Annotated in this window: 17 protein-coding genes; 6 read left to right on the top strand and 11 right to left on the bottom strand. The window is 39.5% G+C overall.

The genetic code is table 11. The annotated features are described in order from the left end of the window. Positions 1 to 4: 4 nt before the first annotated feature. Positions 5 to 973: a GlxA family transcriptional regulator gene (locus QNK26_RS01880; protein WP_319220564.1), complete on the bottom strand. Its 969-nt coding sequence runs from the start codon at positions 971 to 973 to the stop codon at positions 5 to 7. A 115-nt stretch (positions 974 to 1,088) separates the two neighbouring features. On the opposite strand from QNK26_RS01880, the gene QNK26_RS01875 reads away from it, so the two are divergent. Continuing rightward, positions 1,089 to 1,697 carry a LysE family translocator gene (locus QNK26_RS01875; protein ID WP_319220563.1) on the top strand — a complete coding sequence of 203 codons (609 nt, stop codon included), beginning with the start codon at positions 1,089 to 1,091 and terminating at the stop codon, positions 1,695 to 1,697. 105 nt (positions 1,698 to 1,802) lie between these two features. Further along, positions 1,803 to 2,342, top strand: a complete 540-nt coding sequence (locus QNK26_RS01870; protein ID WP_319220562.1) for an acyl-CoA thioesterase — start codon at positions 1,803 to 1,805, stop codon at positions 2,340 to 2,342. Positions 2,343 to 2,440: 98 nt separating this feature from the next. On the opposite strand, the gene QNK26_RS01865 is transcribed toward QNK26_RS01870, so the two are convergent. The 3 genes from QNK26_RS01865 to QNK26_RS01855 all read right to left on the bottom strand — a co-directional run bounded on the left by QNK26_RS01865 (position 2,441) and on the right by QNK26_RS01855 (position 5,722). Continuing rightward, the gene (locus QNK26_RS01865; RefSeq protein WP_319220561.1) at positions 2,441 to 4,270 is read right to left on the bottom strand and encodes a methyl-accepting chemotaxis protein; all 1,830 of its coding nucleotides are present in this window, start codon (positions 4,268 to 4,270) and stop codon (positions 2,441 to 2,443) included. Positions 4,271 to 4,499: 229 nt separating this feature from the next. Beyond that, positions 4,500 to 5,210 (bottom strand): hypothetical protein, encoded by a 711-nt coding sequence (locus QNK26_RS01860; RefSeq protein WP_319220560.1) that lies wholly within the window; start codon positions 5,208 to 5,210, stop codon positions 4,500 to 4,502. 170 nt (positions 5,211 to 5,380) lie between these two features. Further along, positions 5,381 to 5,722, bottom strand: coding sequence for a HopJ type III effector protein (locus QNK26_RS01855; protein WP_319220559.1), 342 nt, complete (start codon positions 5,720 to 5,722; stop codon positions 5,381 to 5,383). 226 nt (positions 5,723 to 5,948) lie between these two features. Between QNK26_RS01855 and QNK26_RS01850 the strand changes: the two genes are divergently transcribed. Both QNK26_RS01850 and QNK26_RS01845 read left to right on the top strand, forming a co-directional pair. After that, on the top strand, positions 5,949 to 6,494 hold the full coding sequence (locus tag QNK26_RS01850) for a hypothetical protein (protein WP_319220558.1): 546 nt from the start codon (positions 5,949 to 5,951) through the stop codon (positions 6,492 to 6,494). Continuing rightward, entirely contained in the window at positions 6,482 to 7,351 is an 870-nt protein-coding gene (locus QNK26_RS01845; RefSeq protein ID WP_319220557.1) for an NRDE family protein, read from the top strand. The genes QNK26_RS01850 and QNK26_RS01845 overlap by 13 nt, the downstream gene beginning before the upstream one ends. On the opposite strand, the gene QNK26_RS01840 is transcribed toward QNK26_RS01845, so the two are convergent. Genes QNK26_RS01840 through QNK26_RS01820 form a run of 5 tightly spaced genes read right to left on the bottom strand, consistent with a single transcriptional unit; the run spans position 7,352 to position 11,268 of the window. Next, positions 7,352 to 8,524 carry a hypothetical protein gene (locus tag QNK26_RS01840; RefSeq protein ID WP_319220556.1) on the bottom strand — a complete coding sequence of 391 codons (1,173 nt, stop codon included), beginning with the start codon at positions 8,522 to 8,524 and terminating at the stop codon, positions 7,352 to 7,354. Continuing rightward, entirely contained in the window at positions 8,524 to 9,432 is a 909-nt protein-coding gene (locus QNK26_RS01835; RefSeq protein WP_319220555.1) for a cyanophycin synthetase, read from the bottom strand. Before QNK26_RS01835 ends, QNK26_RS01840 begins: the two co-directional genes overlap by 1 nt. Further along, the gene (locus QNK26_RS01830) at positions 9,392 to 10,219 is read right to left on the bottom strand and encodes a hypothetical protein (protein WP_319220554.1); all 828 of its coding nucleotides are present in this window, start codon (positions 10,217 to 10,219) and stop codon (positions 9,392 to 9,394) included. The genes QNK26_RS01835 and QNK26_RS01830 overlap by 41 nt, the downstream gene beginning before the upstream one ends. Before the next feature lie 49 nt (positions 10,220 to 10,268). Further along, the gene (locus tag QNK26_RS01825) at positions 10,269 to 10,772 is read right to left on the bottom strand and encodes a hypothetical protein (protein WP_319220553.1); all 504 of its coding nucleotides are present in this window, start codon (positions 10,770 to 10,772) and stop codon (positions 10,269 to 10,271) included. Positions 10,773 to 10,824: 52 nt separating this feature from the next. Then, a complete protein-coding gene (locus tag QNK26_RS01820) occupies positions 10,825 to 11,268 on the bottom strand; it encodes a YHS domain-containing (seleno)protein (protein WP_319220552.1) in 444 nt (147 codons plus the stop codon). A gap of 191 nt (positions 11,269 to 11,459) precedes the next feature. Here QNK26_RS01820 and QNK26_RS01815 point away from each other — a divergent pair, with 191 nt between their 5' ends. Further along, positions 11,460 to 11,702, top strand: coding sequence for a hypothetical protein (locus tag QNK26_RS01815; RefSeq protein ID WP_319220551.1), 243 nt, complete (start codon positions 11,460 to 11,462; stop codon positions 11,700 to 11,702). A gap of 17 nt (positions 11,703 to 11,719) precedes the next feature. Beyond that, positions 11,720 to 12,379, top strand: a complete 660-nt coding sequence (locus QNK26_RS01810; protein WP_319220550.1) for a DUF2913 family protein — start codon at positions 11,720 to 11,722, stop codon at positions 12,377 to 12,379. 41 nt (positions 12,380 to 12,420) lie between these two features. Here QNK26_RS01810 and QNK26_RS01805 read toward each other — a convergent pair whose 3' ends face one another. Together QNK26_RS01805 and QNK26_RS01800 are read right to left on the bottom strand one after the other, a co-directional pair. After that, on the bottom strand, positions 12,421 to 12,891 hold the full coding sequence (locus tag QNK26_RS01805; protein WP_319220549.1) for an ATP synthase subunit I: 471 nt from the start codon (positions 12,889 to 12,891) through the stop codon (positions 12,421 to 12,423). 144 nt (positions 12,892 to 13,035) lie between these two features. After that, a complete protein-coding gene (locus QNK26_RS01800; protein WP_319220548.1) occupies positions 13,036 to 13,692 on the bottom strand; it encodes a methyl-accepting chemotaxis protein in 657 nt (218 codons plus the stop codon). Positions 13,693 to 13,756 lie beyond the last annotated feature (64 nt).

The following is a 13,756-nucleotide window of genomic DNA, read 5'->3' as shown; positions in this document are numbered from 1 at the left end:
CATTTCACCTTTGATGACGTAATTGACCTGGGGAAAGGTTAAATCGTTGTCGAAATACTTTACATAAATAGCTGCTGTCTTGAAAACCGACTTCGTCAGTCAAAATCGCCAAACCGTGGTCTGAATTAAGCAAACGCCAATGCAAATGTTGTAAGCGTATCTCGAGCCAGTATTGATGTGCAGTCAGATTGAAATGTTGTTTAAAGCGTCGGTCTAGTTGTCGACGGCTTAAACCGGTGTGATTGGCTAATTGCTCAATGGATGTATTGCTGGCCATCAATTCTTGCATTAGGGCGATAGTACGATCAACGTGATGATCATGCTGGAGTGTATGTTGGCGTGATCTTAATTGATGTAATTGATTTCTACCTTCATCAACTAACATATCTGCCAGCCCTTTAATTGCCCACGTCTGCCCAAGGTGACGACTCAGTATGGCAATAGCTAAGTCGATCGCTGCACTGCCTCCGGCGCAACTAATCCGCTTATGGTCGATACAGTACAGTTGTTCGCTCGCAATTTCTAAGCGGGGATAAGCATGGCTAAACTCATTAATATGACGCCAGTGTACAGTGACTTTATGATCGTTTAATAAACCTAATTCAGCCAAGGTAAAGCAAGCATTATCTATGCTTATAAGGGTGATCCCAAGTGCCGCTGCGTGTTTTAACAATACACCGTAATTTTGTGCTTGCTGTTGTGATTGACGTGCGGTACGACATCCAAAGATAACCAGATAATCATACTGACACAGGTTTATATCAGCAGGCGTTGATTGGATTGCAATAGGAATACCACTGCTGGATATGACGGGGTTGGTGTTTAAACCGATAACCTGCCATGAGCAATGTCGCTGTTGACTATGATCAGCATCATCCGCCGAAAAGCGTAATTTATCTAAAAAACCACCAAACGGTAGCATATTAAAATCAGGTAGCGGGAGAAGTAGAAAGCGAACGTCTGCTGAGTTCATAATTGGTGTCCATTAGTACTATGTCTATATAATATCATTAAACGTCCAGATTACATCCTTGGTTTTCATTGTTGGATTTTATACTAAGTGTACTTTTGTTTATGTGGATATAATTATGGCGTTTAATCTTTGGTTGGTATTTTTGGTTGCGGCAATGGGTTTAGCAGTGGTCCCAGGACCGAACTCACTGTTGGCGTTGAGTCATGGTGCGCGCTATGGACATCGACGCACATTGTTTACTATTTGTGGTGGTGTGTTGGGCTTTTTGATCTTAATTGCAATCGCGATGTTTGGATTAGGAGCTATATTACAAGCGCAACCGGAAGCCATGACGGCACTGCAATGGATAGGCGCTGTTTACCTTATTTGGCTCGGCATTAAGTTATGCAATGCTCCTGCGCTTGAGTTAACGGAACTTGCTGAAAGCCAATTGTATAGCCCAGCCAGCCTGTTTCGACAAGGTTTTTTTGCAGCGCTGTCAAACCCTAAAGTACTACTGTTTTTTACTGCATTTTTAGCCCAGTTTATTGATCCTGCCGCTGCGTTACTGCCGCAGTTTATCGTTATTGCTATCACCTTTGTGTGTGTTGAGTTTGTGGCTGAGTATGTTGTCGCGTGTGTTGCTCATAGCATTCGGCCTAAATTAATGCGTAGTGGACAAGGTTTTAATCAGTGTTGCGGGCTGTTATTTATTGTACTGGGAGTCTCGATGACATTGGCGTGATGTAGCATAAAAATGCTAGCAGTAAGTTTTTATGCCACATCTACTTTACATTTTATATACTTGAGTCAGTATGTTACTTCGAATTATTTTATGTAAGGGAGTAACATGAATTTATTTTTTCGGATGTTAATCATTATCTTTAGTGCCCGCCAGCAGGATGCTGTGGCGCTGGTAAATAAACGCAGTGATCGGTTTCGCGTTTGGTTACATGACCTTGGTTGGCGTGATCACCTCCCTAATTACCGGGTATTTAGCTTTATGGAGTTAGGCCGCTTTGGTATTTGGCATAGCTCTCGGCTGGCATTATCTGGTCGTTATGGCTTACGCATGATAGCGGCGCAAGATTTTATTTATTTAAAGCCTATTCGTCCATTTCAAGCCTTTACTATGACCACTGAAATTTTGAGCTGGGATGATAAATATTTTTATTATCAGCATCAGTTTTTGTGTGGTGATAAGTTAGTTGCTATTGGTTTAGTGAAAGAGATTGCATTGAAATCGGGAAAGGCTGTTGCACCTAACGCACTTCTCGCCGCTGATTCAGCGCTTAACGGCTCGGTTGTTCATCATGGCGGAGATGAACATTTACATCCTGTGGTTGAAAAATGGCTGGCATTGCAACAAGCGATAAAAGAACACAGTTAATCTTACTTCTGGGTGCTGATACTGGGTGAATGACAAAAGACCGAAGCGATGGCGTCGGTCTTTTTATCTCTATATTTTTTATTATTTTGGTATGCCAATTATACGATATACAACGCAATTGCTTGATCTAAGCTCCTTGCTTGACTCGCAACGGCACTTGCCGCTTGTGCGTTTTCATGGGCAATATGTGAATTTTGGCTGGTGATATCACGGATTGAAGTGACGTTACGACCGATCTCATCTGATACCACGGTTTGCTGCTCAACGGCCGTAGCAATTTGTGTGCTAGTGTCCATGATGAGTTGCATATCTGTCATTATCTGACCAATTTTAGATTCTGCACTATCAGCTTGTTCAACACTTAATTCGCCCTGTTCGTGACAGCGGCCAATATGCACGACTACTTGACCCGTTTGTTCTTGTAGGGTCGCAATAATACTGGTGATCTCTTCTGTCGATTGACGTGTTCTTAGTGCCAGCGACCGCACTTCATCTGCTACGACTGCAAACCCGCGACCTTGTTCTCCGGCTCTCGCGGCTTCGATAGCTGCATTAAGTGCGAGTAGGTTGGTTTGCTCTGCAATTGAGCGAATGACATCAAGCACTGAACCGATATTGTCAGACAGAGATGATAAATTGGCTATTTCATTACTGGTTTTAGATAAGTCATCAGATAGAATACGAATACGCTCTTTGGTTGCGCTCACTTCAGAGAGCCCCTCTCGCGCACCGTGATGGCTATTATCAGCATTGCTCGCGGCACTTTCGGTACTACCTGCAATTTCTCGAATTGTAGACCCCATTTCGGTAATCGCTGTTGCCACTGCGTCAGTTTCTGCTTGCTGACGCTCCATTGCAGTTTCTGAATCCACGCTACGATCTTGTAATTGCGTTGATGCAGATCCAAGTTCATGTACAGCTTCTTTGACGTTACTAACGAGTTCTCGCAGGTTTGCTAATAAGTAATTAAAGTTACCAGCCATGTGTGATAATTCATCATTACCTTGCTCATCCGCAACCGTGGTTAAATCATGGCTCTGTGCAATTGTCGCCATCAAGCTGCTGAGGTTTTGTATACGATGTTGGATTGAACGACTAATCAGCCATGAGAGAGTTAACAAAGCACCAATCACCACTAATACCGCCGCTAAAATAAGGGTGATAGTTTGCTGCTGCTGGATTGCTATTTCGTCATTAAGCTGAATACTCACCGCTTTAAATATTTTTTCAACTTGATGTGAATGGCCACGCATTTCACCACGTAACCCCATTGTCGGGGACTCTCCGATGATGCTGTACTGCGTAATCACATCACTCATCGTTTTGCGGAAATTAGTATAATTACTGCCAAAATCAAGGGTGAGCTGTTGGTCGTAAAGGGCTAGTTTAGCTTGATAGTCCAAGTTGTATGCTGGTTTACCCAATAGGGCAAACATTTTCGCGGTTTGTGCAAGGTCGGTGGTGATCAAAAGATTACGGTTATATCGGTCTGCGATTTGGAGTAAACGTTTATAGTTATTATTAAGACGCTTCAGCAATCCTTGTTCAATATTGAGACCCAGTGTTTGATAATTACTAACCAGTGCATTCATACTATGCTCATAGTCTTGCATCGAAGTTGCCAAGGTAGTCATGCTAGAAATACTAATATTGAGTGTGCTTAGCTCTTTTTCTAATTGACTTAATTCACGTTGAAAAAATGCGTAATTGACTTTGAATTGTTCGAGATATTTCGCATCATGTCGTAGTAAAAAATCCTTTTCGTTACGACGCAAATTTAATAAGGTGACTTCGAGTTCTTTCACATCGGTTGCTGCATGGTTAATATCCATGACTTGCTCATTGGCAACCCAAGACATACCGAGTACCAATAGTAGTGCGCTTACTGAAATACCGGTAAGTCCTAATAATTTATCTCTGATTTTCATATCTACGACATCCTACCTAATTAACATTGCTGAATCTGTGGCTAGGTCTATATAGTCGGCTTTTGCGGCAATATCTTTAAGGTAATTTAAGTAAAAAACGAGGATATTTATTCTACTTGTATAATTATTTTTAAAATTAAATGCTTAGAATGGAAGTGTATGCGAAATAAAATAAGCCCATACACTTTTTTACCGTCAGATTTAGTTAGTGACTTATTTATTGGTAGCTTTAGTGGATACTTTTTGTTGGAAATGGTGGTTGTAAATTCTCAATATTAAATTCAAGCTCAAATAAACAGGTTTCTAATCCTGCGGGTAAATTTAATAAAAGTCGGTCAGTGTTCAGCTCAAATTCTATTTCATTAAATTGAATAGCATCAAGAATGTTGAGTTGTTCTGCAAATAACAATAACCCGGTACTGGCTAAGATCGCATAATGGCATTGCCGTGAAGAAACATCGTCGATCTCCATTATGGTTTTAAATGTTTCTAAAAAGAGTATCAGCAGCTGCTCTTGAGTCTTCTCTCGATATGATTCTTCGAGTTGAATTAATTGCGAGTAGGTAAGGGTAAATTGATGATCAAAATTACGCATGTTAATGCATACACTGTTTTCTTTTTTATCATCGACATTGACAAATCGTGCCACGTTATCACTTTTTACATCAATTAAAAAACTGACATTAACATCGCTATAAGTTGATTTTTTGATCGCGTCAACACTAATACCATCATCACTTAAGGCACTGATGTGGTAGTTTAATATTGCTTTTATAAGCTCATTTTTACTGATGCCTGCATGTAACATTTGCTGGTAAGTATCGGTAAGGTGAATACCTGCGATGTCAGATGATTGCTGTTGATATTCATTACTATCAATAAAAGAAGCGATCACTTGTTTTGAAAATTCAAAGTCAAAACCATTTAAATGAATATACATATCAACTCCTTGTTAGCTGTTGCTAAGGCTGGGAGAAATAACGCAGTTGTTATAAGTATAACGGGTTATATTTAGTAAGAGAGATTAAATGCAGTAATGATAGGTAGGGGGTGAGCAGAGAAAATAATACTTTCTCTGCCTCAACATAGCGTTAATCAGTTAACGTTATTTTATTTTAATTTAAGTGGTAGCGTTTCAAATTGAATACCTGACCAGCCTGTGCGCATGAAATAACGGATGTTGGCATGGTCATCACCTGCTGGATTATTTAATACATCATTACGGTAATAAGAACCGAAACATTCTAGCATCTGCTGCTTAGTGAATTTGTTTAAACGACCTAATGCAAATAATTTGCACGAACCGGTATTTTCAGTTGCTTCGTTTACTAGGTAGCCATTATAAAATTTAGTGGGAGCGAAATCATAGCTTGCATCAATAACAGCGATGACATCGTCGAACTGAATGGTAGTTGGCTGTGCCGCTAGTTTATTTAAAAAATCATTTAACATGGAATGTCCCATTAATTTAAAGTATTTGCTATCTTCCCCTAATTTATCATAAATGTTAGCTAAATGAGTAATAATTTAGCAATTAGTTTCAATGTTCGCCTATTCATTCAAATATAATGGCATGGTATGGTACGCTTTCTTACTCAAATTGTGATTTTTTCGTGATAAGTCAAACCTAGTATTTGATGTATGCTTTACTTAGAAATAGGTGGTAATTAAAGGAGTGATGATGGTCATAGATCTTGTAGCACAATTTAGAAAAGTAATTAAAGGCAACATAGAAGGCTTAGATCAAGGTATTGCTTTACTGACCTCAATGACAAATGAGCAATATTGCCTGCGTGCAAAACCCTATATCAGCAGTAGCATTGGCGAACATTTACGCCATATATTAGATCTCTATTATGCGCTCAAGGGCAATGTACAGACCATTGATTATGATATTCGTCGCCGTGGTGCGTTGGTAGAAACGTGCCGTCTGACAGGATTAGCCGAATTAGAGCAAATTAAAATGTGGTTATTCACACTCGAACCACAGATGATGGGTAATAATGTGTTGATGTCGACTGAAGTTTCTGTGATAGAGACTTTAGTGGTACAAGTCGAAACTTCATTAATGCGCGAACTTATATTTGTAAGTATGCATGCCATTCATCATTATGCATTAATGGATATATCCGCTAAGTTATGTGATATTGATACCCCAAAAAATATGGGGATAGCCCCTGCGACACTCACAGCCTTAAGGAATGATTCATCATGTGTACAGTAAGTTGGTTGTTGGCAAGTGATGGCTATCAAATTTTTTTTAACCGAGACGAACAAAAGGGCCGTGCACTTGCGCAGTCGCCTAAATATTTTAATGATCTTGGCGTTAAATATTTAATGCCTGTCGATCCTGTTGGCGGTGGTAGTTGGATAGCGATTAACCAAGCGGGCTTATCGATATGTCTGCTTAATTATTATCAGCAACAACCTCTAGGCAAAGATCTGATTAGTCGTGGTTTATTAGTCAAATCATTAGTCAGTAATACGTCTCTCACCAAGATCCGTTCGGCGTTAAAAAAATTGTCTTTACAGCGTTATGCTGCCTTTACGTTATTAGTCTTCCCCAGCCATCTAAATAAACAAACCGGTGATGTATACGCGGTACGTTGGAATGGCCATGAACTGACGACAATAACCGCAGTCTCACCCATGGTTTCATCATCGGTTGCATTGGCCGAAGTCACGAACTACCGAGAAGATCATCATAACTCGATTTTATTACAGCACCCGATTTTATTTTCAGGAGAAGGTTGTAATGATGAGTTGGAAATCAAACCAACCTCAGCCTCGTCTGATATTGATACCGTTGCAGAGAATATTATTGAGTTAACTAATCAGCGCTGCATTGATGATAAGAACAGTTTAGCACTGACTCGATTTCATGCTAGCCATGAGCCAACCCCTTCTTATTTATCGGTTTGCATGCACCGTGAAGATGCCCATACGGTCAGCTTTACTCATTTGATAGCGACACGTAAGCAACTTAAAATGAATTATGTCTGTGGCTGTCCATGTTCCTCAAAGCAACATAAGTCTTATGCTTTATATCCACAGCGAGAGACTTACGTGGAAGTTGTGTAATTATAGCGTAATGATTTTGTTGGTCGGCTTAGGGTCTTGTTGATACAGGATATAAACGGTAATCAAGGGTAATATTGCCCAATACACCTGACTTAAGCTAAATGTAGTGATGTTAAATAGCGCGGTTAGTCCAGTAAAAAACACTACAATACCAAGCTGAGAATACAGACTCTTACTGATTAAATAGTGATAATTGGCTTGTTGCTTGGCTTTATCATAAAAACGCTTGTTGAAGTATAAGCGAAACAGCGCCGTAGCAAAGGCGATGCTCAGTAATCCCAAGCCAATAGCATAACCACTCCAATCCGCTGTGATCCAACCCCGCATTAACCAACCACCAAGATAAAGCAATGTTGCAGCTTGATATAACCGATATTGAGGCTGCTTATCGATGGTGTTTTTGATGAAGTAAAAGATCAATGCTAACGCTAAAGACAGCGCAATAACGGTTAAGCTAAATTGAGTGGTATCACTGTTAGTGAGATGAAAAATACTCAGTACCCATAAATAACTTTCAAGGTACAAAAACGGACCGTCAATGAGAAATACGAGCTTATCACGTGAGCTTATGACTGATTTAGGCTGTGCGTGATCACTGTACTTATAGACGAAAGTCGGTGTGGTTAGCGAGCTTAAAGTTATCATGCCAAATCCAAGAGCTGCAATGAAGCTTAAGGCAAAAATAAGCCAAGGCTGAGTCTGCATGAAATAACCGCCAAACAAGATCCCTAGTTTTAAACTTAAGCCTAATATTAATTGTAAATTACCAAACAATCGTCCGCTATTATTGCTGCCACTGATACTGTTAAAAAGGATGCGCTGTAACATCCAATAACTGCAATTAAATAAGCCATTGAGCAAGCCCAGTATCAGTAGGTTAGTGCTTGCTACATGAAATAACACCACATAGATAAGCGTGACTTCGAATGCAAACGATAAAATCACTAAGGTGCGCCAATAACCACGAATGAACAATTGATGCCAGCCCCATAAAGCCATCACAAACCCTGCGCCAGTCCAAGCAATAAATTCAGTCAGTGACGCAAGTTGTTGGTATTGTTGCCAGATAAGAATAGGGAGATAGAAGGGCAATAAGCCAATCACAAAACTGTGAAGGGTCGAAAAAACAGTAAAATAGCTAGCTGGTGCCAGCTTAGAAAGCGTAGAGGACATTAGAAGATGTCTGCTTGTTGATTGCTTGCCACGGTGATTAAACCAAGGTGTTCAGAAATATCATCAGCTTGACCATAACGCGGGTAATTATGCATTTTTAAGTAAGGACGTGAGTTGACTTCCAAGAAGATCAGCTTTTGCTCTCGAGCATCATGCTCAATACCTTGCTGCATGATCACATCAATACCTAAAATCTCAGCGTCAAATAAAGCTAATACTTTGGCAAACAGCTCATTGTTGTACGCGGGTATCAGATCGCGTTGAATAGTTTCAACCACACCTCCTGGCGCCAACGAAATACGATAAAACAACTCAACTTGTTGCTCGTTATCAGGAATCGATGCTAAGGTCAGACCTTGTTTCGCCAGATAGGTAATTGTTTGTTGGCCTTGAGAAATAGGATTATTACATGGATAAAGCCCCATCTTTTCACGGATCGCGTTTTCAGTATTAATTAAAGCGCTGATGGTATTTATACCGTCGCCTTTTACAAATGCAGGATAGCGCTGCAATACTGAAATAACGCCAGCTTTGGTGATCACTACACGGTAGTTTTTACCTTGTAAATATTGCTCGACGACTGTGGTTGGCCACCATAATTTAGCCAAGAAAATGGCACGCCAGAGTTCTTTATAATTACGGATTGGAAAATGGCTACCACGTGAAAAACCACTAACATTGGGTTTTATTACTAATGGGAAACCGTGTGTTTTAGCAAACTTCACCGCTGTAAATGGATTGAAAAAGATAGTGCCTTGCGCGTGAGGAATATTGCCGGCGGCAAACTTATCACGGGCTTGTTTCTTTGAGCGACAACCGCGACGAACTTCTAGGCTGTTGTAGTTACTGCAGCCATCCATAAATTTGCTACTGATCCATTTGTAAATTACTTGTTTTAGTAGTTTCATCTTGATTTAAAATCCTTGTTTGATGACCCCGTCTGGCTGCGATCAACTTATTAAAAAATATACCTTGGGTTACTTTTTTGCTGTTTAGCTGCTGTGCTAATTGAGCAAGTGAATACGTGGTTTTATACAGTAACTGGTATTTCTGTAACCGGGTCAAATTATGGCTTAATAAACTCAGTGGCATCGGCACATATAAATTAACTTCGACGAGTTTAAATTGTCGTTGTAATAGAGCGCCTAATGAGTTTGCTTTTAAGCTATAACGGGCGATTGTAAAGTCACCCATACGATTGAGTTCTTGCCACAACGCTTGTTGTTCTGTTGGCCTTAATTGCGGAGTAATATCTTGGTATTGGGTCTCATGGTTATAGATACCATTGACTGGGAATTTATCGGTACTGTTGTTTATTACTTGGGTTATCGACATTACCGCAAATTGACCAGTTGTTGTCGGGTGTTTAACTACAAATACTTCAAATTCGATACTGGCTGTTGCCGCTTCTTGGATTAAATAATTCTGCACCTGATAACTTGGACTTACTCGTAATGCTTCAAGTTCAGCATAATTATGAATACAACTGACACCGGTCGAATTTTGTCCCCATTCTGGTTTCGCAAACACAGGGTAGTGAGCAGGGATTAATTCAGGCCTATCAATATACTGCTTTAAACGCCATTCTAACGGCGTTATCGCATCTAAATCTTGCTTGGAGAATATCTTTTTTTGATTATTAAAATAGCGTGCATTAAGCTGGAAATAACGCCACGGAATAGTCAAAAATCGCAAGCAAAAGACCATGTAATGTAATATTAATAAGCCACGTATAAGCATAGGATCACTCTGCTTTGATTAATTTTAAGTTGATGGCACATAACACTAAGCCTAAAATAAGAATTGATACGGCCGCCATAAATAATGATCCGCCATCACTTTTACCTTGATGTAATACTTCAATTCCTAATGGGGTAAATATGTGAAAGAAAACAGCCCCGGCCATAATGCCTGAAGAGGCTAAACCACCAAGTATGTGTATTTTTGCGCGTAAAACCGCACTGCTCTGACCGGACACTTTGTCTTTGATTAATAATAGCAACGGGCTGAGTAATAAAAGACTGGTTGCTAACTCCGCACTACCGACGACAATGGCCCCATATTCCGTAAAGAAGCCACCTAAATCCACGGATAGGGTGGTTGCCATCCAAGAACCTATGGTTGAAAAAATATGCATAGTATCGGGATGACCAGAAAATTTATATGGGATAGAGCTTAGGAATACTTTTGCAATCCAAGCCACGATAACCCAACTAGCGATCGTGTAAATGCGTTTTGTTGCTAACATATTAAGTGTCCTTTTAATTATTTTTAATACCGCACTCTTCTAAGTGACTCGTCTAGTTCAATACGTTTGGCCAGTTTTGATCTGCTTTTTGAATAAAGTTTAGCTTGTCTTCTAGCCATTGTTGTTTGATATCAGCGTTATAATTTAAATAAAGCTTACCATTTTCAATTGTCCACTGCTCTGGATCGGAAGAGGCGGTATCATTTTTGGCAACCGCATAGGCACAATAGCCGCCATACTGAGGTGCATATTTTGCTGGATCTTGTTTAAATAACGCAAGGTGTTGGCTGTTACTAAAATACCAATCTTCACCTTTATAGTTATAATTGAATTTCTTTAAACCTTTAACCGCTTTTGATTGGGTAAAGTAAGCAACCGTATCGTATCCGCTCACCGCTTCACTACTAAAGTAACCGGTATAGATAGGGTCTTTAGCAAAACTGTTAAACGAGAAGACTAGACTGCTGATAATTAATAATTTAATTATAGATTTCATGTGAATTTTTCCCACTGTAGTTAAGTATGCCTAGTAAGGTATGGACTAGTGTTATATATACTATAGCGGTATTTAGATTTAGATATATCACAAAGTTATCACAATTTAATAGCAAAAAAGTACATTGCGATAATTTTAATTCTTGTTAGGATCTCTCCATTATTGTTTGTCGTTTTTATAAAGGTAATTTTATGGATTTTTATACATTGGCCTTAGGTCTATTTATGCTATGCCATGGCGGCTATATTTTATTGACGCGTGCTAAGGCAAAACATCAAAAAGCGCGTTTAGACTTTATGACTAAAGCATTAGGTAGACCATTTGGTCTTACCATTTATTCTCTTATATATGTCATCCTACCAATTGCGTTTGGTGCATATATATCGTACGCGGGTATCAATAATGTACCATTAAGTGCATTATTCGCAGGTTAATACCCAAAGGAACAAACATGTCTGATCAAGAAAAAGCCTATAACGTGAATATGTTAAACCTCGTTAGAGAAGGTTTAAAGGCGCTAGCTGATGCGCAAGCGGAAAAGCGCAGTCTACAAAACCCAGTATCTGAAACGCACTTTTTGGGTAACTGGATCATTACGGCGTTAAAAGAAAAGCGCTTTGATATCATTTTAGCGGGTGATTTAAAGATTTGGTTGCAAGAAAGCCGAACATTAGGGGTAAAAGCTGATTTTAAACAGCGATTTGAGGCTATCGAACGTGTTTATACCCAGATCTGCGAGCTGGAGTACAAAAATCTAACCCAGTTTATTCTCGAAGATATTTTAACTGAGCTGGATAAAGAAGGCTGGTTGATAGAAACTGAAAGTAATGTGACGGATAAGTTTAAATTAAGCTCAAGTGGTGAAAATTCACTGGTGATTTGTGCTGAAGTATACGATCGCGCTTTCTCTGATACCGATGGCGTATTGGAAAGCCCGCTTTCAGTCTTTATTCGTCATGGTGATCAGGCATTTATTGATAAAATGTACTCACACGGTTATTTAGTGTTTGGTTCAAGCAATCGTTCGATTGTAAAACGTCATAATCGTTATATATTACGTCCGTTTAACCACGCTAAAAAATTAGCTATTTTGCCGACGTTAGCTGACTAAATCGGCATAGTCGTAGGGGTGATCACGTGATCATCCCTGTATTATGCACCTTTTTGAGCCTCATCTATCGCTATATCCTCGCTTATACCATCCGCATTTTCAGCTGTGACTAATTTGACCGGAAACTGTTCTGGCAATGGTTTCAACAAACTAAATATTTGTGAAAACATAACAATCACAAACGTAATAAATAAATTGAAATGCTGGATCTCAGGTAGAGGTAATATTACGCTAAACAAAATAAAGATAAGTGCAAATTTACAAGCATGACCGAGGATCATAAACGTATTGGCGCGCATGATATTCGCAGAGCCGATATACAAAAATGATAATCGGGTAAAGATATATTGCGGTACTAAGAAAATCATCCCACCTAACGCTGCTGAACGTGTCGATTTATGATCAGTCCCAAGATAAGTCGCTGAAACAATAAATAAAACTAATAGCAACTGACCTAAAATGAGCTTTAGTGCATAACCTTTGATAGCTAATTCATATGCATTCTGTGGCATTTATAACTGACTCTCTAACGATGTTTAACGAAGTATACGCTTGATATTTTACCTCTTTATAGCTACGCCTGCATAGCTAATCTTTGTTTAAGCAACATAAAATGTGGTAAATAGGTGATCTGCACTGCTAATTATGTATAAACACTATGAGAATTCAATGACGGTGTTGAGATCATTAGCAAGTGTTTTTAAAATAATGACCTGCTGGGATAGCTGAGTCCCCTGAGTTGCCACTGAGACAGACACTTGACTCGTTTTATCGACACCTTCTGCAACATTTTGACTAGCGAGATTAAGCTCTAATAAAACATTAACTTGTTCTGCCATAATTTTAGCGAGTTGTTGTACATCGGTCAGTGTGCCGCCCACTTTATTGATGATCTCGGATAATTCAGTCACCGTGCCTTTAATGACAATTTGCCCTTGATTGACTTCTTGGGTACTTCTGCCGAGTAACTGCTGTATTTCACGAGCAGCCTTATTACTTCTCGATGATAAATCTCGAACTTGATCTGCAACTACTGTGAATCCACGTCCTTGTTCGCCTGCTCGCGCGGCTTCAATTGCGGCATTGAGTGCTAATAAATTGGTTTGCTCGGCGACAGAGGTTATGAGGTCGGCAACCACCACCATCTCTTGGTTGCTGTGTAAAATATTACTGATCGCACTCGTTGAGGCCGTTAACGATGAAGCACTGGTTTGTGCTTGGTTATTAATTTCTTCGCTACGTATTTGTAATTCTTTCACAAACTTCTCTGATTGTTGAAAATCTAAAGTCATTTGTTGTAGACGATTCGTCATTTTTCCTGCAGCACTTGCTTGGGTATCACAGGTTATATTGAGATCATCAACTTAACTGTGTAGC

The sequence above is a fragment of the Moritella sp. genome (genome assembly GCF_033791185.1).
Classification (GTDB): domain Bacteria; phylum Pseudomonadota; class Gammaproteobacteria; order Enterobacterales; family Moritellaceae; genus Moritella.
Note: the sequence above shows the minus strand (reverse complement) of the source record. Positions and strands in the feature narration are given on the sequence as shown.

Coding starts and splice junctions, on each gene's coding strand:
- QNK26_RS01850 (WP_319220558.1), top strand. CDS start 5,949: ATGATGGTCATAGATCTTGTAGCACAATTTAGAAAAGTAATTAAAGGC.
- QNK26_RS01845 (WP_319220557.1), top strand. CDS start 6,482: ATGTGTACAGTAAGTTGGTTGTTGGCAAGTGATGGCTATCAAATTTTT.
- QNK26_RS01810 (WP_319220550.1), top strand. CDS start 11,720: ATGTCTGATCAAGAAAAAGCCTATAACGTGAATATGTTAAACCTCGTT.
- QNK26_RS01825 (WP_319220553.1), bottom strand. CDS start 10,772: ATGTTAGCAACAAAACGCATTTACACGATCGCTAGTTGGGTTATCGTG.
- QNK26_RS01855 (WP_319220559.1), bottom strand. CDS start 5,722: ATGTTAAATGATTTTTTAAATAAACTAGCGGCACAGCCAACTACCATT.
- QNK26_RS01860 (WP_319220560.1), bottom strand. CDS start 5,210: ATGTATATTCATTTAAATGGTTTTGACTTTGAATTTTCAAAACAAGTG.
- QNK26_RS01870 (WP_319220562.1), top strand. CDS start 1,803: ATGAATTTATTTTTTCGGATGTTAATCATTATCTTTAGTGCCCGCCAG.
- QNK26_RS01840 (WP_319220556.1), bottom strand. CDS start 8,524: ATGTCCTCTACGCTTTCTAAGCTGGCACCAGCTAGCTATTTTACTGTT.
- QNK26_RS01880 (WP_319220564.1), bottom strand. CDS start 973: ATGAACTCAGCAGACGTTCGCTTTCTACTTCTCCCGCTACCTGATTTT.
- QNK26_RS01875 (WP_319220563.1), top strand. CDS start 1,089: ATGGCGTTTAATCTTTGGTTGGTATTTTTGGTTGCGGCAATGGGTTTA.
- QNK26_RS01865 (WP_319220561.1), bottom strand. CDS start 4,270: ATGAAAATCAGAGATAAATTATTAGGACTTACCGGTATTTCAGTAAGC.
- QNK26_RS01815 (WP_319220551.1), top strand. CDS start 11,460: ATGGATTTTTATACATTGGCCTTAGGTCTATTTATGCTATGCCATGGC.
- QNK26_RS01820 (WP_319220552.1), bottom strand. CDS start 11,268: ATGAAATCTATAATTAAATTATTAATTATCAGCAGTCTAGTCTTCTCG.
- QNK26_RS01835 (WP_319220555.1), bottom strand. CDS start 9,432: ATGAAACTACTAAAACAAGTAATTTACAAATGGATCAGTAGCAAATTT.
- QNK26_RS01800 (WP_319220548.1), bottom strand. CDS start 13,692: ATGACGAATCGTCTACAACAAATGACTTTAGATTTTCAACAATCAGAG.
- QNK26_RS01805 (WP_319220549.1), bottom strand. CDS start 12,891: ATGCCACAGAATGCATATGAATTAGCTATCAAAGGTTATGCACTAAAG.